This window comes from Streptomyces sp. NBC_01244 (assembly GCF_035987325.1).
GTDB lineage: Bacteria > Actinomycetota > Actinomycetes > Streptomycetales > Streptomycetaceae > Streptomyces.
The window spans coordinates 860,963-880,648 of the sequence record NZ_CP108488.1 but is presented as its reverse complement, the minus strand read 5'-3'; the positions used below and the strand labels follow the sequence as shown (position 1 = coordinate 880,648).

Genomic DNA, 19,686 nt, shown 5'->3' with positions numbered 1-19,686 from the left:
GCTTCCCACCCTTCCACTCGGGACGGGTGGCCGCATGGCCCGGAAGGAGATGTCGTGACGGAAACGGAACTGGACGCCTTCGCCGACGTCCTGGACGGCCCCGTGTACGTCGTCACGGCCGCCACGGCCGGTGCCGGACGCGGAGCCGGGGCGCCGGACGAGCGGGCGGGCTGTCTCGTCGGCTTCGCCTCGCAGTGCTCGATCAGGCCGCCGCGCTTCATGGTGTGGCTGTCCACGCTCAACCACACGTTCCGCGTCGCGTGCAGGGCCTCGCACCTCGCGGTGCACGTGCTCGGCCGCGACCAGCGGGAGCTGGCGGAGTTGTTCGGCGGTGAGACGGGCGACCGGACGGACAAGTTCGCCCGCGCCGAGTGGGTGCCCAGCACGGACGGCAGTCCGCTGCTGACCGGCGCACCCGCATGGTTCGTCGGCCGGATCGAGACACGGATCGACGGGGGCGACCACATGGGCTTCCTCCTGGCGCCCACCGAGGTCTCCCCGGCGCTGCGGGACGTACCCGAGCTGATGCGGTACGGCGACGTCAGGGCGATCGCCCCCGGACACCCGGCCTGACCCCCGGCGGGCTGGGTACCGGGGTGCCGGGAGGCCCCGCACGGTCCAGCCTGGAGGAAGGTCTCCTACGCGACGACGAGGAGGAACCCCACGGTGGAGCGACCTCTGCCCGGAGTGCGCGGATGGTTCGGGCGCGTGAAGCAGGGCGCCGCGGGGCTCGGCGAGCGCCGGGCCCGGCTCCATGCCCAACGTGAGGCGGACGCCGCCGCGGCATGGGAGGAACCGGTTCCGCCCCGGGCGTCGCAGGGGCCGCCCGGCGCCGGAGCACGGGATCCCGCGGCCGCGGTGCCCTGGGGGGTACGGGTGGCGGCGGAGGCCGGCTGGCGGTTCCTGGTGCTCGCCGCCACCGTCTGGGTGCTGATGCGGGTCATCGGGGCGGTACGGCTGGTCGCCCTCGCCTTGGTGGTCGCGCTCCTGGTCACCGCGCTGCTCCAGCCGACCGTCGCCCGGCTGCACCGGAGCGGGCTGTCGCGGGGCGCGGCGACGGCCCTGACCGCGACCTGCGGATTCGTGATGCTCGGACTGGTCGGCTGGTTCGTCGTCTGGCAGGTGCTCGACAATCTGGACAACCTCTCGGACCGGGTTCAGGAGGGCATCGGCGAGCTCAAACAATGGCTGATCGACAGTCCGCTGCACGTCACGGAACAACAGATCAACGACATCGCCGACAGTCTGAGCGACACCATCGGCACCAGTACGAGCGAGATCACCTCCACCGGCCTCCAGGGCGTCACCGTCCTGGTGGAGGTGATCACCGGACTGCTGCTGGCCATGTTCGCCACCCTCTTCCTGCTGTACGACGGCAGGCGCATCTGGCAGTGGACCCTGAGGCTCGTCCCCGCGGCGGCCCGTCCGGGGGTCGCCGGCGCCGGCCCGCCCGCCTGGCGGACCCTCACCGCCTACGTGCGCGGCACCATGATCGTCGCGATGATCGACGCGGTCTTCATCGGCGTGGGCATCTACTTCCTGGGCGTCCCGCTGGCCGTTCCGATCGGCGTGGTGATCTTCCTGTCCTCCTTCGTGCCGCTCGTGGGCGCCGTCGTCTCCGGCGCACTGGCGGTCGTGGTCGCCCTCGTCACCGACGGGGTCTTCACCGCCCTGATGGCGCTGATGGTCGTCCTCGTGGTGCAGCAGATCGAAGGACACGTGCTCCAGCCGTTCATCCTGGGCCGGGCCGTGCGGGTCCACCCGCTCGCCGTCGTCCTGGCCGTCGCCACGGGCGGCACCATCGCGGGGATCGGCGGGGCCGTCGTGGCGGTCCCGCTCGTCGCCGTGGCCAATACGGTGATCACCCACCTACGGGCCCACCCCGCCCGCGCCGTCACGGGAGCGGAGCCCCCGTCACCCCCGTCACCCCCGTCCGGCGCCCCGCCGGAGGATCCGAAGGCGGATCCGCGGGCAGAGGCAGAGGCGGAGGACGGCCCGGACCCCTGATCAGCAGCCCCGGGCCGTGCCCGCCGCCACCCCGGCACAGCAGCTCAGGCGCACCCGCCGTCGAGGACGCGATGGGCCCGCGCAGCCCTACGGCGCGCTGCTCGCCGCCGAGGAGCTGATCGCCGTCAACCGGCTGAAGCCGGGGATGCCGGCGCGGCGCGGGTGATCAGCCCCCCCGCCACCCGGTGTTACGTGTTCAGGCGGCTGTTGCCCTCCTCGTGCCCGTCGGCGGCCGGCTCGTCGAACCAGTAGTCGCCTGCCGCGAGGTAGCGGAAACTGTGGGTGGCCTTGGCGGGGAGGGCGACGGTCACGGCGCGCGTCCCGTCGGTCCGGGGTGCGAGGACGTGCGCGCCGGGATGCCAGTCGTTGAACGTTCCCACGACGCTCACCGGCCCGGGCGGGAGGTCACCGGGAAGTACGAAGGTGACGTCGGTCGTCTGTTTCCGGCGCTTGCGCTCCAGCACGGGCTGCTCCTTCTCGTAGGGCGGGCGCTACCCGCCGACCGGGGTCAGCCTGACGTCCCCCGCCCGTCCCGGCCCGCGACCCGCCGTACGCGCACCCGCGTCACCCGTCCGGAGCCGCCTCAGGCGGGCCAGGTGCCGGTCAGGCGTTTGGCCGCCACCGCGCCGCCACGGTCGATCGCGGCCTTGACCGCGGCGAACACGGCGCCTTGGAGGGCCGCGGCGATGAGGATCTCCCGCCACGTACGGTCCTCGTCCGTGGCGCTCGGCGCATCGTCCTCGTGGCCGAGCCGTTTCCAGATCTGCTTGAAGGCCAGACCGGCCAGCAGACCCCCTGTGGCGCCGAGCGCCAGCCCCACGGGTTTGTAGGCGATCTTCGAGGTCTCCACCACTGCCTCCGCTCCATTGCCGTTCCCCCCGGCGCCTGCCCCGAGCCGCTCGCGGCTAACGCGCGGAGCCGAGCGGGCAGGTTTACCGGACGGCTATCAGGACAGACGCGCCACGTCAGATGATCGCCAACGATCGGAGTGAGAGCCGTGTCGGGTGAGCAGAAGATGAAGGCCAAGAAGGAACAGGCCAAGGGCAAGGCCAAGGAAGCGATGGGCCGCACGGTCGGGAACGAGAGCCTGACCGCCGAGGGGCGCGCGGAGCAGATGAAGGGTGATGCGCGCCAGGCCAAGGAGAAGGCCAAGGACGCCCTCAAGGACTAGCACGGCAGGGCGACTTGGCCGAGTCCCCAACAGCCGGAGCACCGGCGGCCACGGCCTCCTTCCCCGGGCACGGGGGACGGAGGCCGTGGCCGTACGCGTGGGCCGCGGCCGGGCCATGCGGCGGTGCGGTGCGCCGCCCGGGCGGTCGCCCGCTGCGGAACCGATACACGGGTGAGCGCCCGCCGATGGACGGCGGTCGGGGTTCCGATGCGCGGGGCGGCCATGCTGCGGTGTGTGCCCTCCGCTGCCGGACGGCCGGGGCCCGGACCCTTCCGGGCGCGGCGGGGCACCTACCCCCACCGCGAACCCGATCCCGGGAGTGTCATGTCCGCCCACGCCTTCCTCAGCCGATCCGCCGAACTGCCCGGACGGGGCCGGCTCGCTGCCTGCCGCGCCGGTGACGCGGCCGTCGCCGCCGCCCGCCGCGCGGTGTCGGCGGCGCCGCTGCCCTGGCCCCACGAGGGCCAGGCGAGCGTGGAGGTGGAGGGGGTCGGCTGCCTCGGGACGGTCGGCGAACAGCGCCCGGTGCCCATCGCGAGCATCACCAAGGTGATGACCGGCTACGTGGTCCTGCGGGAGCATCCCCTGGGCCCGCGGGACTCCGGTCCCACGATCCGCGTCGACGGGGCGGCCGCCCGCGAGTCCGGTTCCACGATCGAATCGGTGGTGCCCGTCGAGGAAGGGCAGGAGTTCTCCCTGCGGCAACTGCTCGCGTACATGCTGATTCCCTCGGGCAACAACATCGCCAGGCTCCTCGCCCGCTGGACCGCCGGCTGCGAAGCGGCCTTCGTGCGCCGGATGAACGAGTCGGCCGCGGAACTCGGCATGACCCGTACCCGGTTCACCGGCTCGTGCGGCATGGACATCGGGAACACCAGCACGGCCGGCGACCTGCTGGTCCTGGCCCGCACGGTCATGCGGGACGAGGCGTTCCGGACCATCGTCGCCACCCCCTCGGTCCGGCTCCCGGGAAACCGGGGCGAGGCGCGCACCACCAACCGGCTGCTCGGCCGGCACGGTGTCGCCGGGCTGAAGACGGGCACCAGCACCCCGGCCGGGGGCAACGTCCTGTGGGCCGCGTACAAGGAGGTCGACGGCAGCCGCAGACTGGTCCTCGGCGCCGTGCTCGCGCAGCGCAGCGGCTGCTCCCCGGTGCGCGCCCGGGCCGCCGTCTGGGCCCACAGCCGCCGCCTGGTCGAAGCCGTCCAGCGCGCACCGCTCGACGAACTCGCGGCGCTCGGGCCCTCTGCGCAGGCGGCGCCCCCGTCCCCGACGCGGCCGAACCCCGGCGCGGGGCGCGGCGTCGGGCCGGGCGGGGCGGTCGCCCTGTCTGGTCGCGGTCGGGCGGGGTAGGCGAACCAGGGACCAGGAGGGGCGGACGCGATGGAGGAGGCAGCCATGAGCGGGCACGGACGGGACGCGGCAGGGAGCGCGTCCGGGCAGAGCGAACCCGCGCGGAGCGAAGCCGGGCGGAGCGAATCCGCGAGGATCGGCCCCGCAGGGAGTGACCGCGCGGGGAGCGACCCCGCCGGACGTGACTCCGGCGGGCACGCCGCCAAGCGCCAGCGGCCGGGTGTAGGACGCGAGGAGCAGGTACGCCCTCATCGCGCTCAGGGCGACCGGCCCGAGGGCGACCCCCGCCCCGGACTGCTGCCCGACGAGGGCGCCATGGTCGACGAGCACGGGCGCCCGCCCGGCGCTCCGTCGCGGACGGGTACCGGCTCCGGCTCGCCGCCGTGCGACCCGGAACGCGTCGACCGGGCCGCCGCCGAAGCGAAGGACCCGGGTACGCCCCGCCGCCGGTGAGCGGTCGCGGTCCGCGACCCGGCCGGGCCGGGCCCGGTCACGCCTACGTGCTTGCCCGCTTGCCCGGACCGTGCACCTGATGCCGCAGGGCGAGCTGGACGAGGAGGCGGGCGCCGTCTTCGACGGCCTGCGCCCCGTGCTCGGCCCGGGCCACCGAGGTGGTCATCTGCGATATGCGCGGGGTGACGTTCCTGGAGGTGGCCGGCCTGCACCACCTGCTCGACTTCGTGCGGACGGCGCGGGAGCGGGGCATCCGGGTCCACGCGTGGCAGTGGCGGCGCCGGCCGGCCTGCTGGCGATGGTCGACCGTCTCGGGCCGCCCGTCACCGCCGAGGCAGCGGACCGTGACGCCATGGCCGGGCTGCTCCGGCTGGACGTGGACGGAGCGCCGCCGAGGGCCGTGCCTGCGGCATGGACACTGCGGGGCCGCCGAGCGTGGTGAACCCGTGTGGAGTGGGTAGGCGCACCGATGTGGACACCACCCGTCCCCGGGCGGCCGTCACCGTCGAATCCGGCGGTCGGGTCCGGGGCAGCGAGACTGGGGGCCGCGGGAGCGGGGATGACTCTCCATCTGAGACAGCACAGCGATCTTGACGGGACGACCGCGGCCGGCACGGCCCGCGACCTCACCCGGCACTTCTTCGACGACGCCTCGCGCGGCGGGCGCTCCGTGGCCCCCGCGGTCATGGACACGACGTTGTTGCTCGTCAGCGAACTCGTCACCAACGCGATCCGCCACACGGCGGACGGCTGCGTGCTGGACCTCGAACTGGAGCCCGACGAGATCGCCATCGACGTCACCGACTACAGCGACGCGGAGCCGCGTCTGAGAGCGCCCGACCTGGAAGGCGGCGGTGGATGGGGCTGGGCCCTGGTCCACCGGCTCGGCAGCGGCGTACGCATCCGGCACCGGCCGGGCGGCAAGACCATCCACACCGGTGTCCGGCTGTTCCCGCCGCACTGATCTCCACGGGGCCGGCCGGCCCGTGTGTGCGTACCGCCTCTCCGGGTAGGCGCCGGACGTGACGAGGGGGTGTACGCAGACCGCGGGCCGAGGGAGAGAACCGTGAAGGGGACGCATCAGGGCCAGAGGCGGACGGGCCGCTCCGGGGAGACGGCGCGGAACTGCTGGGACGACTTCGAAGCGGTGCGCGGGCAGATGGACCGCTTGTTCGGGCAGAGGTCCCGCCGCACCTCCCGGGCGGAGGCGACGAGCGCCGTGCCCGAGGACGACGGAGGGCGGCGACTCGGATGAACATGCCGGTCGAAACCGTGCGGTCGGGTCCCGCGCAGACCCTCGACACCGTGTCCGCGGGGTGGCTCAAGGCCCTCGGCACCATCGAGCGGACCTCCGGTGCCGACCGGGCCGTCCACGCGCTCCAGCAGGGGATCCGCACCCTCCCGCCGGGCGGCGTACGCGACGTCCTGCGCGGCAGACAGCTCGGCCATCCCCTGCATCCCGTGCTGGTCCAACTCCCGGTCGGCTGCTGGCTGTCCGCCGGGGTGCTGGACTCGGTGCCGGGAGGGCAGCCCGCGGCGGCGGTGCTCACGGCCGTCGGACTCGCGGGAGCCGGGCCGGCGGCCGTCGCCGGCTGGGTGGACTGGGCACCGACCTCATCGCCGCCACGGTCAGCATCGCCGGCGAACACCGCGCGGTCGCCGGCAGGGCCGCCGCGATCGAGGAGTCCATCGGCGAGCCCGTACGGTACCGGCCGCTGAGCCCGGACGCCTGGCGCGCAGGACATGCCCGGCGCCGACGAGACGGGGAACCTGTTCCCGTACCACGCCGACTGCGAGCAACGCTTCACCGCGGCGCGCGACCTCGACGCCGTCCGCGGGCTCAACCCCGCGCTCCAGTCCTTCGGCACCTGGCTCGCCGCCCACCGCGACCGGCTGCGGAGCGCCTGGGCCTGAGTGCGGCGGGCGCGCGACAGAAGAACGGCGGTGGTGGTCATGGCGCGACCGGTGTGGGCGGGAGTACTGAGCTTCGGCCTGGTCAGCCTGCCCGTGGGCCTCTACACGGCGACCGACAGCCATACGATCCACTTCCACCAGCTGCAGCGCGGCACCTCCGACCGCGTCCGCAACAAGCGGGTCAACGAGCGGACCGGGGAGGAGGTGCCCTTCGACGAGATCGTCAAGGGCTTCGACGACGGCGACGCGTACGTGCTCGTGGAGCCGGAGGAGCTGGACGAGATCGCGCCGGGCCGGTCCCGGTCGCTCGACATCGAGGTGTTCGTGGATCTGGCCGAAGTCGATCCGATCTTCTTCGACGCGACCTACTACCTGGCGCCGAAGGGCAAGGAGTACGGGAAGATCTACAGCCTCGTCCAGCAGGCCCTCGGAAAGGCGGAGAAGGCCGGGATCGCCAGGTTCGTGATGCGCAGCCACGAATACCTCGTGGCCGTGAAGGCGGAGAACGGCCTGCTCACCTGCCACACGCTCCATTGGGCCGACGAGATCCGCGATCCCCGTGCGGAGATCGACTCCCTGCCGCGCAAGGCCAAGGCCGCGCCGAAGGAGCTGCGCATGGCCGAGCAACTGGTCGAGGCGCTCAGCATGGAGTGGAAGCCCGAGGAGTTCCACGACACGTTCCGGGAGAAGGTCGCCGCCCTGATCAAGGCGAAGCGGGCGGGCGAGAGCGTGGAGAAGGCGGAGCCCGCGGCCGACTCGCGGAGGCGCTGCGTGCGAGCGTCGAGCGGGCCGCGGCCGGGGGCGCGGGCACCAGGGGGAAGCACGGGAAGACCCCGAAACGCGCGCAGGAGCCTGCGCGGGGGAAGGCCGGGGCGAAGGACCCGCAGAGCATGACCAAGGCGGAGCTCTACGAGAAGGCCGCGGCGGCCGGGATCCCCGGGCGCTCCGGCATGACCCGCGACGAACTCCGCGACGCACTCACCGCCTCCGCCTCCGCCTCCGACACCGGGTCCGGCCGCCGCTCGCGCAAGGCAGCCTGACCGGGCGGGATTGGGCCGGGCCGGAGCGGGCAGGCGCCCGGTGCACACACCGGAGTGCACACACCGGAGTGCACATACCGTTCGCGAGGAGGCGGAGTCACCATGACGAACGTGACCGCAGCGCACACGCCCAGGCCGGTCCCGGTGCCCCTCCCCGACCCGGAGCCGATGCCCGAACCGCCGCCGGCGCCCCCGACCAGGTAGCCGGGCGCCTTTCCCGAACGCCGGCGCCGCCCGGGCTCCCGCCCCTCCCGCCGTGCCCGGGCCGGCGTCGGCCCCGTTCGCCGTGCCGGAGCGGGTCATCCGGCCGCTCGTGGGGAGGCGCCGCTCGTGAGCTACGTCAGCGCAGGCAAGGAATACACCCGGGACGGCCGCTACCTCGGCACGCGGAGCACCGCCGACGGGCGGGACGGCCACCAGGAGTGCGTCTTGCCGACCCGCTGCGGACCCCGGTCGGCGGCCCCCGGACGCTGCCCTGCGCAGGCCTTCCGCCGTGGCGACCCGCCCCGCCCCACCCCACCCGGCGTCTGCTCGGTGGCGGGCGGCCAGACATGATGTCCGGGCCCGTGGGCAGACGGGTCCTGAAGGGACCTTTCATTTCAGGGAGGCGGCCGATGGCGAACGGGACGGACCAGCGGGGACGGGACGAGTCGCCGGAGGAACGCGCCGACCGGCAGTGGCAGGAACTGGTCCAGGAGATCCGGGTCGCCCAGACGGGTGTCCAGATCCTGTTCGGGTTCCTGCTGACAGTGGCCTTCGCCCCCGTGTTCGCGGGGCTCCCGCAGACCGAGAAGGCGATCTACGTCGTGACGGTGGTCCTGGGATCCCTGGCGACCGGCGCCCTGATCGGCCCCGTGGCCTTCCACCGTCTCGTCTCGGGGCGCAGGATCAAGCCGGAGGCCGTCGCGTGGGCCGCGCGCCTGACCTTCACCGGCCTCCTGTTGCTCCTGGCCACCAGCACCTCGGCCCTGCTCCTCGTCCTCAGGGTCGCGACCGGCAACGCCCTGGCGACGTGGCTCGTCGGCGGCGTGTTCGCCTGGTACGTGCTGTGCTGGTTCGTGCTGCCCCTGTGGGCACGCGTCCGCTACACCGCCAGCGTCGACCCCGAGGACCCCGAGGACCCCGAGCGCGACCCGTAGGGCGTGGCGGCGAGCTGTTCCTCCGCCGCGGTGATGGCTTCGAGGGCGGTGGGCCTGCCCATCAGCACGCACAGGGTGTACGCGGTGTCGTCCATGGCCCGCAGGGCCGCAGGGTCCTGCGGTGAGGCCGCGAGCCGGGCCTGACAGCCGCGCAGCCGGGTCAGCACCTCCTCGGTCCGGGTGGGGTTCGGCGCGAGCCCGGCAGGACGGGGACCACCCGCCGTCCCGCGGGTCCGGGCGGCTTCCACGGCGCGGCGCAGGGCGCGTTCGAGGCGGGCGGGCAGGGCGGTACCGCGGGAGGTGCCGGTCATCGCGGCCGCCAGGTCCTCGACGGGGACGTCGGCCAGGTCCGCGGCCGTCGCGAGGATGCGCAGCGCGTCGCGGGCCGAGCAGGGGGTCGTGGCCATGAGCATCCCGACGGCCCGGTTGCCGGTCGGCCCCGGCACCGGGTGCCCGTGCGTCCGCGCGGCGGGGGCCTGTCGGGTCGGTGGAGTGGTTTCTCCGGGTGTCAGCACGGGGTTCCTCCGGTCCGGGGCGGTGGGGGCGGTGCGGTGGTCCGCGTAGGGACGCTATGCCCGCCGTCTGAGCACGGGCCACGCGGCGCGCTGGTTCAGGGCCCGAACCACTTGCATGACCCGCGCGGCCGACCGGCCCGGGCCCGGCGGCGCCGACCGGCCCGGGCCCGGCGGCGCCGACCGGCCCGGGCCCGGCGGCCGCACGGGTCAGGTCCGCCCGTGCCCGTCCACGCTCCCGAACTGCTCGACGAGCGCCGCGCAGAAGGCGTCGAGGTCGTCCGGTTTGCGGCTGGTGACGAGCGTCGAGGGCGCGGCCTGGCAGACGCGCAGGGGTTCGTCCACCCACGTGCCCCCGGCGTTGCGGATGTCGGTGGCCAGGCTCGGCCACGAGGTCAGTGTGCGACCCCGGACCACGTCCGCCTCCACCAGCAGCCACGGCGCGTGACAGATCGCCGCGACGGGCTTGCCCGTCTCGAAGAAGCTGCGGGTGAACCCGACGGCCCGCTCGTCCAGCCGCAGGGCGTCGGGGCCGGCGAGCCCGCCGGGCAGCACGAGGGCGTCGAAGGCGTCCGAGGTGTCGCCGGCGAGGATGTGGTCGACGGGGAAGCTGCCGGCCTCGTCGAGATGGTGGTACGCACGGACCCGGCCCGGTCCGGTCGACACCAGCTGCGGATTCCAGCCGGCCTTTTGGACGGCCTCCCAGGGCTCCGTGAGTTCGATCTCCTCCACGCCCTCGGGCGCGGTCAGAAAGGCGATGCGCACCGGATTCGCCTCCTTCAGTCGGGGGGTTCCGGCACCACGGGCCGTTCGCCGGGCGAGGGCTGCCCGAGAGCCGGTTCGGCGTCGCCGGGCTCGGGGCCGGGACGCGCGGGCACCGGATCGCGGGGCAGGGCATCCGGCCCCTCCGGTGTGGGCCCGGGGCCTTCCGGTGTGGGACCGGGCTCCTCAGGCGTGGGCCCGGCGCGCCCTCAATCAGCGGGCCGGGCCGGGGACCTCAGCCCGCGGCCACCGCCTCGACGAGGCTGTCCACGACCCGGCAGAGGCGACCGTGACGCCGGTGCGCGGCGCGCTGCCGGGCCGCCCCGGTGCCTTCGGTCCGGACCTCCTCGAGCAGGGCGTCGACGAGCTCCGAGTCGCCCGACGCCGCGAGTCCGGGGGCGGCCCGGCCCCGCAGTCGGGCGATCAGGGTCCACGCGGGCACCGGGGCGCCGTCGACCGGGTCCAGGCCGGCGCCGTGCAGGCCGTGGGCGGCCGCGAGCAGGTGGGCTTCGCGGAGCCTCGCCGAATGCGGCTCGGGGGCCGGCGCACCCTCGGCGGCCTCCGCGCGCAGGGTGGCGGCCAGGCCCCGTACGAGAACGGCCAGGAGGACGACCGTGCCGATCCGTGCGTTCACATCGGCCACGCGGATCTCCAGCGTGGGCACGTGCTCGGACGGGCGGGCGTACCAGTAGATCATCCGCCGGTCCAGCACCGTGCCGCTGCGCACGAGCTCCTCGGCGCAGTGTTCGTACCCGGCTTCGTCCAGGACGGGGGCGGGCCCGACGGTCGGCCAGCGGGCGTGCTCCACGGCTCGCCAGCTGGCGTAACCGGAGTCCCTGCCCCGGTCGAAGGGAGAGTTGGCCGCGAGGGCCTGGAGCACGGGCAGCCAGGGGCGCATCCGGTTGGCGAGGTCGAGGGCCTGGGCCCGGCAGTCGACCCCGATGTGGACGTGGCAGCCGCAGACGGCCTGGTCGTAGTCGCCGAGGACCCGGGCGTAGCGCGACTCCATCCTGCGGTAGCGCTCGTCGGGCGTGACCGTCAGCGGATGCTCGGGAGGTACGACGGGAGTTCCCGCCGCCAGCAGCAGACACTCCTCGGCGGCCGCGGCGCGGATCACCTCCGCCCGGATCCGGGACAGCTCCGATCTGAGCGCCGCGGCGTTCGTCGTGGGGCTGGTGCAGACCTCCACCTGGGCGGTGAAGAACTCCGGCTGGACCAGCGGACCGAGCGTGCGCGCGGCGGCGTCTATGACGCGGGGGCCGCGCCCCACCGGGGCCCGGCTGCCGCGGTCGACGAGCAGGAACTCCTCCTCCACCCCCATCGTCAGGACCGGGACCCGTCCGGGGACGGACGCGTCTCTTTCCCGTCCGGCCGAGGGTGTGGATACGGTCAGTGACATCGGAACCCCCTCCGTGGATCCGAAGCGGCTTGGCGGAGTGTGTCTACCCCTCGGACCGGCGCCCACGCGGGGAGGCCGCCGCAGAACGGGCTCCGGCAGGGGGGTCAGTCGAGCACCGGGACGAAGGGCAGGTAATCGCGGTCCGTGACGGACGGGATCACCGTGTAGCTGGATTCGGGAAGCTCGTTCCACACGCCGGGCAGGTCCCCCAGGGGCTCGGAGACCACGAGGCGCGAGTCGTCGGAGATGTGGTCGAGGAACTCCACCTCGGGGTGGAGGTGGCGGATGGTATCGGCGCGGCTGCTGTAGAAGAGCGACCGGGAGGCGCCCCGGCTGGAGTAGCGGAACGCCCAGAGGCGCTCTCCGTCGCTGATGGCCAGGGTCATCTGGACCGGTTCGGCGACGCCGTGCTCCTTGCCGAGCCGCTCCACGAGCCCGGTCATCCTGGCCACCGCCCCCGGAACGTCCTGGTCGAGCCCGAAGGTCACCGCCAGGTAGAACATCACCTCGGAGTCGGTGGAGCCCTCGATGGACGGGAAGAGGGCCGGGTCGACAGCAAGGCACAGGTCGCGCTGCAGCCGGTGGAAGTCCGCGATGGCCCCGTTGTGCATCCACAGCCACCGGCCGTGGCGGAACGGGTGGCAGTTGGTCTGCTGCACGGCCGAACCCGTTGAGGCGCGGATGTGCGCGAAGAACAGCGGCGAGCACACGTGCGCGGCGAGTTCGCGCAGGTTGCGGTTGTTCCAGGCCGGTGCGACGTCCCGGAAGACGGCCGGCGTGCCGTCCCCGTTCCCGCTGTACCAGCCGATGCCGAAGCCGTCCCCGTTCGTCGTCTCGACACCCATCCGGGCGTGGAGGCTCTGGTTGATCAGCGAGTGCTCGGGCCGGTAGAGCACGGCGTCGAGCAGCATCGGCGAACCCCAGTAGGCGAGCCAGCGGCACATGCGAACCTCTCTTTCGCGGCCTGCTCCGAGCCTAACCCCGGACGCGGCGGCGGTCCTGGGCTCCGCCGCGCAGGGGCGCGGCGGAGCCGGGCCGAGCTCAGCAGATCCGCGGCAGCTGCTCCCCGATCGGCAGGTCCACCACGCGGGTGCCGCCCAGCCGGGTGCGGGCCACGACCATGCCCGGGCGGGCCTCCACCGCCTCGCCGATCACGGTGGCCCCGCGCCCCAGCGGATGCGCCCGCATCGCGTCGAGCACGGCCTCGGCGTGCTCGCGCGGTACGAAGGCCACGAGCTTGCCCTCGTTGGCCACGTAGAACGGGTCCAGGCCGAGGATCGAGCAGGCGTTCGCGACGGCCGGGGGCACGGGCACCCGGGTCTCGTGGACGAGGACGCCGGTGCCGGAGGCCGTGGCGATCTCGTTGAGCGCGAGGCCCACACGTCGCCGGCGTCCATCTCCGCATTGGCCTGCAGGACGGTGACGCCCCACCGCGGGACCCGGTCCAGTACCGCCCGGTCGAGCGAGGAGGGACCCCGGTCCCCGACCGGACCGGGATGCACGATCAGGCACGTGTGGGCGGACCAGACCTCCTCCGGCACCGCCGAGGTCAGCATCGGCGCGACGATCAGCTCGGGGCGGTGGCGCCGGACGCACGCCGCCAGGTCGGCCGGGGGGAGCGTCAGCTCCACGGCGACGCTGTGGCCACGGTCGCGCAGCTCGGCGTGGACCCGCTGGGTGAGACTGTTGAAGGCGCTCGCGACGAGCAGGACGTGCACGGGGACTCCCTGCGACGGACCGGTGCCACGGCACAGGGCGGCCCGGCCGCATCGGCGGTGCGGGGCCGGCGCGTGACCGGCCGCCAGAGATGCTTCGCGACGCCCACCGGCGAGCGTGCGCACCCCGCTGTCCGCGTCACCCGTACGCGCAGTCGCACAGGGCCGCTCGGCGGCAGCGGAGAAGGAGCCCGCGGTGGCCTCGGTCCCCGGTCCCCGGTACTGCTTCGGCCAGGCGTCGGCGGTCCGGCTTCCGCGACGTCGGACTTGGTGTGTCTAGGGCCCGGCGGCGCGGGTAGGCGCGGTACGCCGCGCGTGCTGCCGGGAGGCGGCGACCCGCGCGCCTGCGGGCACCCGGACGGTGCCCGGCCGGACGGCCTCGAGGTCCGGTCCGCCGGTTTCCGGACGAACGATCGGACGCACTGTGACGAATCCGAAGAGCTGCGCGCACACCCGACCCGAATCGGTACCGGGAGGGGAGGCGTCCATGGGGACGCCTCCCCATGACCCGGTGCCGCCCAACCCGACCCCCGCGCCGGGCCCCGGCCCGGGACCGCAACCCGGGCCCCTGCCGGGTCGGTGCCGGCCCCCGGGCCGGACCCGGTACCGCCGGCGCCACCGCAGCCCGAGCCCGACCCGCCGCCCGTACCGCGGCCCGATCGGCATCCTCCGCCGGGGCCCCTCCCGGGACCGGTGCCGGCGCCGGAGCCCGTGACCTGAGTCCGTGACCTGAGTCCGTGACCTGAGTCCGGCCACCCGGGGAATCCGTGCCGCTCCAGGGCTCGCGCGTCGCGACCACGGCCGGGTGGGTGGGGGCCGATTTACATGTGGGGCTGGTTGTAGTACCGGGCGAACTGCTCCAGATAGCTGGGCCCACTGTCGTACTTCGACTCGTCGAATTCCGGCGCGTTCTTGATCTGCTCCTTGCTCCGGTTGACGTGGACGGTCTCTGTGGCGGTGTCGATCCGGGTGATGACGCCGGCCGGCAGCAGGACGTGCTTGCCGAAGATCCACATGCCGGTGTCCACGACGATGAGGGAGGCGCCGACTTCCTCGGAGTGCTTGTCGACCTTCCCGATGCTTCCGTCGGTGGCCTCCACCTTGTAGCCGACGAGGTCGAGCCCCTTCAAGTAGCCCGTGGTGTCCTCGTGACCCCAGACCCAGATGTCTTGTGTGCTCATGGTCCGCTCCTCTCCGTGAGTCGCGATTCCCGGTTCCCGGTGCGTCATCCTCGACGACGGAGTGCGACCCCCGTCGCAGCCATGAGGCCGAGGCCGCACCCCGCACCGGGCGCCTACCCAGCCGGGCGCGTCCGATGCAGACCCGACCGCGGGACCGTGACCGCAGGACCGTGCGCGTGCCACCGGTTTGCGCGGACCGGAGTGGGGCAGTCGCCCGTGCGGGGCCGCCGCCGAGCCGCGCGGCTCCCGTCGACCGAGGAGGACCGCCATGGACGAGCAGGGTGGCGCGGGAGGAGTACCCCTGGAGGGCGCGGGAAAACAGGACCGGCGCCGCAAGGCGCACTCCGAGCGCAGTGACGACACCGCACGCACCGGTCGCCGCGACGAAAGGACCACACCCGCGGCCGACACGGACGAAGCCAGCCGTCTGGACCGTCCGCAGCAGCCCGAGAAGCCGGGCCGGAAGGCGGCGCGGTGGGTGGGACCGCGCGATGAATGAAGCCGGACCGCACCTGAGCGGGTGGGGAGCGGGCGTGGCATGCTCAAGGAGTGAAGGGCGATGCCGCACCCGTGGGTGAGGGCGCCGCACCCGAGGTGGTGGCGCTCGCCAGGGTCGTGGCCAGACTCCGGTCGGAGGTCGTCGACCTGGAAGGCGTCGCCGCGACCACGGCCGTGGTCGAGCGGGCCAAGGGCGTACTCATGGCCCAGGCGGGGGTCTCCGCCGACGCGGCGTACGCCCTGCTCCTCGAACGGGCCGGCCGGCGCGACCGCACCGTCCTGGAAGAGTGCTGGATCACCCTCGGGCAGCTCCGTGTGCGCCGGCCGCGGGGGACCGCCCGGATCTCGCTGCCCACGGCCACAGCCACGGCCACGTCTACGCCACCTACGGCCACTGCCACGCGCACGGTCACGGGCCCGGAGAACGGGACGGGCACCTCGGCGTTCAGCCGCCGCCGCTATCTCGCCGGTCACCACGACCACGACGGCGAGCTGAACGGCCTGCTGGCGCGGGTCGCCGACGGCTTGGCCGCGGCGCACGGGGGCGACGACATCGCCGAGCTGCTGGTGACCGTGCTCGGTGCGGCCACCGACGTGGACGCGGTGATGATCTACACCGTCGCGGCCGCGGGAAGCCTGGATCTGACCGGAAGCGCCGGAATCACCGCGGCCCTGGCCGAGCAGTGGCGCCACATTCCCCCGCTGAGCGGGGTCGCCGCCCTCGAAGCGGTCGCCGGCCGCCGCGCCCTCTGGCTGGAGGACGCCGAACAGGACGCCCGGCGCTATCTGCTCATCGGCGACCCGCCGGAACGGTGGCCGGCGCGCGCCTGGGTCCCCGTGCCCGGTGAGGGCCCTCCCCGGGCCGCCATCGGGTTCCTGCGCACCCGGCCGGGCCCCTTCGCCGCCGACATCCGGGCGTTGCTGCGCCAGGCGACCCGGCTGTGCGCGGGGCCCCTGGGCGCGCCGGCACCTCGCGACCCCGAGGGCGCGGGAGCCGTGGTCGGCGGCTACGCGGAGGCCGTCCAGCTCATCCTGGACACCATGGCAGGCCCCGCGACCCTGCTCACCCCGCTGCGCTCCGAGACGGGTGAGGTGGAGGACTACCGCATCGACGCGGCGGCGCCCGAGTCCGTCGACGTGGCCGGACGGCGCGGCAAGGAACTCGTGGGCCGCCGGATCCTGGAGACGTACCCCACCGTGGCGGGTACCGCCCTGTGGGAGGGGTACCTCAGGACGCTCACCACCGGTACCCGGTACGAGGGGGAACCCTTCACCTACGAGGAAGTGGTCGCGGGCGTCCCCCGGCAGTCCGTCTACTCGGTCCGGGCGTCCAGGCTCGGAGACCACCTGGTCGTGTCCTGGATCTGCCACGACACCAGCCAGCGCGAGACCCGCCGGCTGGCCGACATGCAGCGCCTCGGCAACCTCGGCTGGGCGGGCTGGAACCTGGTCACCGACACCGTCACCTGGTCCGATCAGGTCTATGCGATCTTCGACCGGGATCCGATCCGGGGGCCGATGCCGCTGGCGGAACTGCCGAGCCACGTCGTCACCGAGGACCTCCACCAGCTGGGCGCCGCCGTCGAGCGGCTGCTGAGCGAGGGGCAGGCCGTCGACCAGCGGTTCCGGATCACCACCCGGCGCGGAGTGCGCCACCTGCGGATCGTCGCAGAGGCCCAGACGGACGCCGACGGCACACCCGTCGAGGTGCACGGCTTCTTCCAGGACCTCACCACACAGCACGACATCGAAGTCGCGCTGCACGAGAGCGAGCGCGCCGTCCTGCTCCAGCGGGGCATGCTCCAGGCCGAGCGCGCGCTCGCGGCGCGTCTCCAGGACACCCTGCTGCCGATCCCCGAACAGTCCCTGGAACTGGCCGGCCTGTGCATCGACGTGGCCTACGTCCCCGCCGACAGCGGGATCAATGTGGGCGGCGACTGGTACAGCGCCATCGAACTCCCCGACGAGAGCGCTCTGTTCGTCATCGGAGACGTGGCCGGTCACGGGCTGGCCGCCGTCGGGACCATGGCCCAGCTCCGGTTCACCGCCAAGGGCATGGCGGTCACCGGCTCACCCCTGCCCGATGTCCTGCGCCGGCTCAACACGCTGCTGTTGCACACCGGTTCGGACCCGTCGGGCAGTGCCACCGCCACCATGGTCATGGCCCGCTACCAGCCCTGGGACCGGCGGCTGACCTGGGTACGGGCAGGCCACTTGCCGCCCCTGCTGATCCGCGGCGACCGGGCGGAGTTCCTCGAGCAGCCCCAGGGTGCCCTCCTCGGGGCGACCTTCGAAGCCCCCTACGAGCAGGCCGCCATCGACCTGCTGCCCGGAGACCACCTGCTCTTCTACACCGACGGGCTCGTGGAGGAGCCGGGTGAGGACATAGAGACCGGCCTCGACCGCCTGGCGGAGACGGCGGTGCGACTCCTCCGGGAAGGCCGCGGCGAAACCCTCGCCCGCACCCTCGTCTCCCTGTCGACGGCCCACCGCGACGACATCTGCGTTCTGGACGTCCACGTCCCGGGCGGGGGCCCGGGCGGGGGCCCGGAGGAGGTACCGGACGGGGATGTTCCGTAAAAAGGGGGTCAGCATTCCCCCGTGTGGGTATATCCCCCCGGAAGGACCACGACGGTTCCCGCCGCCCCGCTCCGGGTCGGCCGGTACCCACCCATCCGTCGGAGGAAGCTCATGGCACCCGTATCCAGCGACACCACGGATCCGTTCCGCATCGACCTCCGCACCGAGACGCCCGTTGTCCCGGAGGATCCGCTCACCGTCAGCACCGGCGAGGCGCGGACCCTGTCCGTAGCGCTCTTCCGGCGGCTGAAGGAGCTGAGCGAAGGGACGCCGGAGTACTCGTACGTGCGCAATACGCTCGTCGAGCTCAACCTCAGCCTGGTGAAATACGCGGCACGCCGGTTCCGCAACCGTTCCGAGCCCCTGGAGGACATCGTCCAGGTCGGCACGGTGGGCCTGATCAAGGCCATCAACCGGTACGACGTCGAACGCGGGGTCGAGTTCACCACGTTCGCCATTCCCACCATCACCGGCGAGATGAAGCGGTTCTTCCGCGATACCAGCTGGTCCGTGAAGGTTCCGCGCCGCCTGCAGGAACTCCGTCTCGACATCGCCAAAACGCACGACGCGCTCGAGCAGCGACTGGGACGCCACCCGACCGACCTGGAACTGGCGCAGTGCCTCGGGATCACCCCGGAGGCTCTGGACGAGGGCCGCCGGGCGGCCAACGGCTACATGGCGGGATCCCTGGACGCCCCGGTGGGACCCGAGGCGGACGGCGGCACCCGGGGGTGGCCGCTGGGGGAGGAAGAGGCGGCGTACGACCGCATCGAATGCCTGGAGACGCTGAAGCCGCTGCTCGCCACGCTCAGTGACCGCGATCGGCAGATCCTCTCGCTGCGCTTCGGCCAAGAGTTGAACCAGTCCGAGATCGGTGAGCGGCTCGGCCTCTCCCAGATGCACGTCTCACGACTGCTGAGCCGCATCATGGCCAGGCTGCGGACCGGGATGCTGGAGGACGACGGCGAGGACGAGGACGACGGCGCGGGCCGGAGCGGCGGCGAGGGCCGGGACTAGGACGCGCTCATGCCGGGCGGGGAGACTCGCCCGGCCGCCGGGAGGGGGGTTTCTCCGTACTCCCGTAGGGCAGGTGGAGTGGCGACCTCCACCCACACGCACTTCCCGCCGTCGACCGGATCCGCCCCCCACGCACGGGCCAGCCGCTTCACGATGAGCAGCCCATGGCCGCCGGGCCGGGCAGGATCGGTCGGGAGCCGGTGGACGGGTAGGACCGGACTGGCGTCCGTGACCTCGATGCGCAGCCGCTCGGCGGTGTAGCGCAAGAGCAGCGAATTCGGCCCGCCCGCGTGCATGCAGGCGTTGGCCACCACTTCGGACACCAGGAGCAGCACGTCGTCCGCGGCTTCGGCGGTCTCGTCCTCGCCGGCGTTCCCGCGGCCGTGCCTGTAGGCGGTGCCGGTGCCGGTGCCGTCGGCGGCTTCCGGTTCCGGCAGCCACTGCCACTCGGTGAGGGCGCGGCGGGTGAAATCGCGGCATCGGCCGACGACGTCCGTGGTGCCGTGCAACAGCAGACGCCGGGTCCACTCCGATGACCGGCGCTCGCTCATCCTCGCTCCTCGCTACGTGCGCTGCTGACTCGCCAGGGCCGCCTCCACATCGGGGTGCTGCGGGAAGAGCCCGTCGGCGCCGGTGACGTGGAACATGCGTGCGACCGGACGGTGCAGGCCGATCAGTTCGAGGCTGCCACCTGTCTCCCGGGCCGCGAGCCGGTTGTGCAGCAGCACGTTCAATCCCGTGGAATCACAGAACGCCAGCTCGCTGACATCGACCAGCAGACGTCGCCCGCCACTTGCCCGGGCGGCTTCCAGAGCCGCGCGCAGGGGCTCTGCGGTGTCGTGGTCGAGCTCCCCGGCCAAGGTCAGGACGGTGGCCCCGTCGAGGGGTCGCACGTCGACCGCGAAGCGGTCTTCGTCCGCCGAGGGCATCGCGTACCCCCTTCCC

The 19,686-nt window shown here is 73.5% G+C and carries 28 protein-coding genes and 2 pseudogenes; 18 read left to right on the top strand and 12 right to left on the bottom strand.

Translation table 11 applies throughout. The features are described from left to right. Positions 1-54 precede the first annotated feature (54 nt). The 3 genes from OG247_RS03780 (at position 55) to OG247_RS03770 (ending at position 2,173) form a co-directional block, all read left to right on the top strand. The gene (locus tag OG247_RS03780) at positions 55-573 is read left to right on the top strand and encodes a flavin reductase family protein (RefSeq protein ID WP_327250828.1); all 519 of its coding nucleotides are present in this window, start codon (positions 55-57) and stop codon (positions 571-573) included. 93 nt (positions 574-666) lie between these two features. Beyond that, complete coding sequence (locus OG247_RS03775; RefSeq protein WP_327250827.1) at positions 667-2,007, top strand: AI-2E family transporter; 1,341 nt, start codon at positions 667-669, stop codon at positions 2,005-2,007. Between the two features lie 16 nt (positions 2,008-2,023). After that, a complete protein-coding gene (locus tag OG247_RS03770; RefSeq protein WP_327250826.1) occupies positions 2,024-2,173 on the top strand; it encodes a hypothetical protein in 150 nt (49 codons plus the stop codon). Between the two features lie 22 nt (positions 2,174-2,195). On the opposite strand, the gene OG247_RS03765 is transcribed toward OG247_RS03770, so the two are convergent. Together OG247_RS03765 and OG247_RS03760 are read right to left on the bottom strand one after the other, a co-directional pair. Next, the gene (locus OG247_RS03765; protein WP_327250825.1) at positions 2,196-2,471 is read right to left on the bottom strand and encodes an isoamylase early set domain-containing protein; all 276 of its coding nucleotides are present in this window, start codon (positions 2,469-2,471) and stop codon (positions 2,196-2,198) included. A gap of 119 nt (positions 2,472-2,590) precedes the next feature. Next, on the bottom strand, positions 2,591-2,857 hold the full coding sequence (locus OG247_RS03760; RefSeq protein ID WP_327257336.1) for a DUF4235 domain-containing protein: 267 nt from the start codon (positions 2,855-2,857) through the stop codon (positions 2,591-2,593). A 147-nt stretch (positions 2,858-3,004) separates the two neighbouring features. Between OG247_RS03760 and OG247_RS03755 the strand changes: the two genes are divergently transcribed. From OG247_RS03755 to OG247_RS03745, 3 genes are all read left to right on the top strand, one after another. Beyond that, positions 3,005-3,178 carry a CsbD family protein gene (locus tag OG247_RS03755; protein ID WP_327250824.1) on the top strand — a complete coding sequence of 58 codons (174 nt, stop codon included), beginning with the start codon at positions 3,005-3,007 and terminating at the stop codon, positions 3,176-3,178. Positions 3,179-3,502: 324 nt separating this feature from the next. Further along, the gene (locus tag OG247_RS03750; protein ID WP_327250823.1) at positions 3,503-4,531 is read left to right on the top strand and encodes a D-alanyl-D-alanine carboxypeptidase family protein; all 1,029 of its coding nucleotides are present in this window, start codon (positions 3,503-3,505) and stop codon (positions 4,529-4,531) included. Between the two features lie 45 nt (positions 4,532-4,576). After that, positions 4,577-4,984 (top strand): hypothetical protein, encoded by a 408-nt coding sequence (locus OG247_RS03745; protein WP_327250822.1) that lies wholly within the window; start codon positions 4,577-4,579, stop codon positions 4,982-4,984. Between the two features lie 43 nt (positions 4,985-5,027). Here OG247_RS03745 and OG247_RS03740 read toward each other — a convergent pair whose 3' ends face one another. Continuing rightward, positions 5,028-5,237 (bottom strand): hypothetical protein, encoded by a 210-nt coding sequence (locus tag OG247_RS03740; RefSeq protein ID WP_327250821.1) that lies wholly within the window; start codon positions 5,235-5,237, stop codon positions 5,028-5,030. Between the two features lie 12 nt (positions 5,238-5,249). On the opposite strand from OG247_RS03740, the gene OG247_RS03735 reads away from it, so the two are divergent. The 9 genes from OG247_RS03735 (at position 5,250) to OG247_RS03695 (ending at position 9,077) form a co-directional block, all read left to right on the top strand. Then, on the top strand, positions 5,250-5,426 hold the full coding sequence (locus tag OG247_RS03735; protein ID WP_327250820.1) for a hypothetical protein: 177 nt from the start codon (positions 5,250-5,252) through the stop codon (positions 5,424-5,426). 117 nt (positions 5,427-5,543) lie between these two features. Continuing rightward, positions 5,544-5,948, top strand: coding sequence for an ATP-binding protein (locus OG247_RS03730; protein ID WP_327250819.1), 405 nt, complete (start codon positions 5,544-5,546; stop codon positions 5,946-5,948). 102 nt (positions 5,949-6,050) lie between these two features. Then, positions 6,051-6,239, top strand: a complete 189-nt coding sequence (locus tag OG247_RS03725) for a hypothetical protein (RefSeq protein WP_327250818.1) — start codon at positions 6,051-6,053, stop codon at positions 6,237-6,239. A gap of 2 nt (positions 6,240-6,241) precedes the next feature. Beyond that, on the top strand, positions 6,242-6,703 hold the full coding sequence (locus OG247_RS03720; RefSeq protein WP_327250817.1) for a hypothetical protein: 462 nt from the start codon (positions 6,242-6,244) through the stop codon (positions 6,701-6,703). Between the two features lie 24 nt (positions 6,704-6,727). Then, positions 6,728-6,898, top strand: a complete 171-nt coding sequence (locus OG247_RS03715) for a hypothetical protein (RefSeq protein WP_327250816.1) — start codon at positions 6,728-6,730, stop codon at positions 6,896-6,898. A 39-nt stretch (positions 6,899-6,937) separates the two neighbouring features. Further along, positions 6,938-7,792: a non-homologous end joining protein Ku gene (gene ku, locus OG247_RS03710; RefSeq protein WP_327250815.1), complete on the top strand. Its 855-nt coding sequence runs from the start codon at positions 6,938-6,940 to the stop codon at positions 7,790-7,792. Beyond that, positions 7,789-7,938, top strand: a complete 150-nt coding sequence (locus OG247_RS03705; protein WP_327250814.1) for a Rho termination factor N-terminal domain-containing protein — start codon at positions 7,789-7,791, stop codon at positions 7,936-7,938. The genes ku and OG247_RS03705 overlap by 4 nt, the downstream gene beginning before the upstream one ends. 330 nt (positions 7,939-8,268) lie before the next feature. After that, positions 8,269-8,493, top strand: coding sequence for a hypothetical protein (locus tag OG247_RS03700; protein ID WP_327250813.1), 225 nt, complete (start codon positions 8,269-8,271; stop codon positions 8,491-8,493). A 59-nt stretch (positions 8,494-8,552) separates the two neighbouring features. Then, entirely contained in the window at positions 8,553-9,077 is a 525-nt protein-coding gene (locus OG247_RS03695; RefSeq protein WP_327250812.1) for a DUF6328 family protein, read from the top strand. Here OG247_RS03695 and OG247_RS03690 read toward each other — a convergent pair. The 7 genes and pseudogenes from OG247_RS03690 to OG247_RS03660 form a co-directional block, all read right to left on the bottom strand. Continuing rightward, entirely contained in the window at positions 9,023-9,484 is a 462-nt protein-coding gene (locus tag OG247_RS03690) for a DUF5133 domain-containing protein (protein WP_327250811.1), read from the bottom strand. The genes OG247_RS03695 and OG247_RS03690 overlap by 55 nt on opposite strands. 315 nt (positions 9,485-9,799) lie before the next feature. Continuing rightward, positions 9,800-10,354 carry a type 1 glutamine amidotransferase domain-containing protein gene (locus OG247_RS03685; protein WP_327250810.1) on the bottom strand — a complete coding sequence of 185 codons (555 nt, stop codon included), beginning with the start codon at positions 10,352-10,354 and terminating at the stop codon, positions 9,800-9,802. 232 nt (positions 10,355-10,586) lie between these two features. Next, positions 10,587-11,750 carry a carboxylate-amine ligase gene (locus OG247_RS03680; protein ID WP_327250809.1) on the bottom strand — a complete coding sequence of 388 codons (1,164 nt, stop codon included), beginning with the start codon at positions 11,748-11,750 and terminating at the stop codon, positions 10,587-10,589. 104 nt (positions 11,751-11,854) lie between these two features. Beyond that, on the bottom strand, positions 11,855-12,694 hold the full coding sequence (locus OG247_RS03675) for a class II glutamine amidotransferase (RefSeq protein ID WP_327250808.1): 840 nt from the start codon (positions 12,692-12,694) through the stop codon (positions 11,855-11,857). 97 nt (positions 12,695-12,791) lie between these two features. Beyond that, positions 12,792-13,124: pseudogene (locus OG247_RS03670) on the bottom strand (AIR synthase-related protein); the annotation flags it as partial. Beyond that, positions 13,100-13,468 (bottom strand): annotated as a pseudogene (locus OG247_RS03665) (hydrogenase maturation protein); the annotation flags it as partial. The pseudogenes OG247_RS03670 and OG247_RS03665, both read right to left, overlap by 25 nt. 818 nt (positions 13,469-14,286) lie before the next feature. Next, the gene (locus tag OG247_RS03660) at positions 14,287-14,646 is read right to left on the bottom strand and encodes a PRC-barrel domain-containing protein (RefSeq protein WP_327250807.1); all 360 of its coding nucleotides are present in this window, start codon (positions 14,644-14,646) and stop codon (positions 14,287-14,289) included. 268 nt (positions 14,647-14,914) lie between these two features. Between OG247_RS03660 and OG247_RS03655 the strand changes: the two genes are divergently transcribed. The 3 genes from OG247_RS03655 to OG247_RS03645 all read left to right on the top strand — a co-directional run bounded on the left by OG247_RS03655 (position 14,915) and on the right by OG247_RS03645 (position 18,741). Next, a complete protein-coding gene (locus OG247_RS03655) occupies positions 14,915-15,145 on the top strand; it encodes a hypothetical protein (RefSeq protein WP_327250806.1) in 231 nt (76 codons plus the stop codon). A gap of 50 nt (positions 15,146-15,195) precedes the next feature. After that, the gene (locus OG247_RS03650; protein WP_327250805.1) at positions 15,196-17,724 is read left to right on the top strand and encodes a SpoIIE family protein phosphatase; all 2,529 of its coding nucleotides are present in this window, start codon (positions 15,196-15,198) and stop codon (positions 17,722-17,724) included. Between the two features lie 111 nt (positions 17,725-17,835). Then, complete coding sequence (locus tag OG247_RS03645) at positions 17,836-18,741, top strand: SigB/SigF/SigG family RNA polymerase sigma factor (RefSeq protein WP_327250804.1); 906 nt, start codon at positions 17,836-17,838, stop codon at positions 18,739-18,741. On the opposite strand, the gene OG247_RS03640 is transcribed toward OG247_RS03645, so the two are convergent. Then, positions 18,738-19,292 carry an ATP-binding protein gene (locus OG247_RS03640; protein WP_327250803.1) on the bottom strand — a complete coding sequence of 185 codons (555 nt, stop codon included), beginning with the start codon at positions 19,290-19,292 and terminating at the stop codon, positions 18,738-18,740. The two genes, OG247_RS03645 and OG247_RS03640, sit on opposite strands and share 4 nt — an antisense overlap. Before the next feature lie 12 nt (positions 19,293-19,304). Further along, positions 19,305-19,670 (bottom strand): STAS domain-containing protein, encoded by a 366-nt coding sequence (locus OG247_RS03635; RefSeq protein ID WP_327250802.1) that lies wholly within the window; start codon positions 19,668-19,670, stop codon positions 19,305-19,307. Positions 19,671-19,686 lie beyond the last annotated feature (16 nt).

Excerpts from the sequence above, each read along its gene's own strand:
- OG247_RS03750 (WP_327250823.1), top strand. The coding sequence starts at position 3,503 with ATGTCCGCCCACGCCTTCCTCAGCCGATCCGCCGAACTGCCCGGACGG.
- OG247_RS03745 (WP_327250822.1), top strand. The coding sequence starts at position 4,577 with ATGAGCGGGCACGGACGGGACGCGGCAGGGAGCGCGTCCGGGCAGAGC.
- OG247_RS03740 (WP_327250821.1), bottom strand. The coding sequence starts at position 5,237 with ATGCCCCGCTCCCGCGCCGTCCGCACGAAGTCGAGCAGGTGGTGCAGG.
- OG247_RS03730 (WP_327250819.1), top strand. The coding sequence starts at position 5,544 with ATGACTCTCCATCTGAGACAGCACAGCGATCTTGACGGGACGACCGCG.
- OG247_RS03720 (WP_327250817.1), top strand. The coding sequence starts at position 6,242 with ATGCCGGTCGAAACCGTGCGGTCGGGTCCCGCGCAGACCCTCGACACC.
- OG247_RS03715 (WP_327250816.1), top strand. The coding sequence starts at position 6,728 with ATGCCCGGCGCCGACGAGACGGGGAACCTGTTCCCGTACCACGCCGAC.
- ku (WP_327250815.1), top strand. The coding sequence starts at position 6,938 with ATGGCGCGACCGGTGTGGGCGGGAGTACTGAGCTTCGGCCTGGTCAGC.
- OG247_RS03705 (WP_327250814.1), top strand. The coding sequence starts at position 7,789 with ATGACCAAGGCGGAGCTCTACGAGAAGGCCGCGGCGGCCGGGATCCCC.
- OG247_RS03695 (WP_327250812.1), top strand. The coding sequence starts at position 8,553 with ATGGCGAACGGGACGGACCAGCGGGGACGGGACGAGTCGCCGGAGGAA.
- OG247_RS03690 (WP_327250811.1), bottom strand. The coding sequence starts at position 9,484 with ATGGCCACGACCCCCTGCTCGGCCCGCGACGCGCTGCGCATCCTCGCG.
- OG247_RS03680 (WP_327250809.1), bottom strand. The coding sequence starts at position 11,750 with ATGTCACTGACCGTATCCACACCCTCGGCCGGACGGGAAAGAGACGCG.
- OG247_RS03675 (WP_327250808.1), bottom strand. The coding sequence starts at position 12,694 with ATGTGCCGCTGGCTCGCCTACTGGGGTTCGCCGATGCTGCTCGACGCC.
- OG247_RS03660 (WP_327250807.1), bottom strand. The coding sequence starts at position 14,646 with ATGAGCACACAAGACATCTGGGTCTGGGGTCACGAGGACACCACGGGC.
- OG247_RS03655 (WP_327250806.1), top strand. The coding sequence starts at position 14,915 with ATGGACGAGCAGGGTGGCGCGGGAGGAGTACCCCTGGAGGGCGCGGGA.
- OG247_RS03645 (WP_327250804.1), top strand. The coding sequence starts at position 17,836 with ATGGCACCCGTATCCAGCGACACCACGGATCCGTTCCGCATCGACCTC.
- OG247_RS03640 (WP_327250803.1), bottom strand. The coding sequence starts at position 19,292 with ATGAGCGAGCGCCGGTCATCGGAGTGGACCCGGCGTCTGCTGTTGCAC.
- OG247_RS03635 (WP_327250802.1), bottom strand. The coding sequence starts at position 19,670 with ATGCCCTCGGCGGACGAAGACCGCTTCGCGGTCGACGTGCGACCCCTC.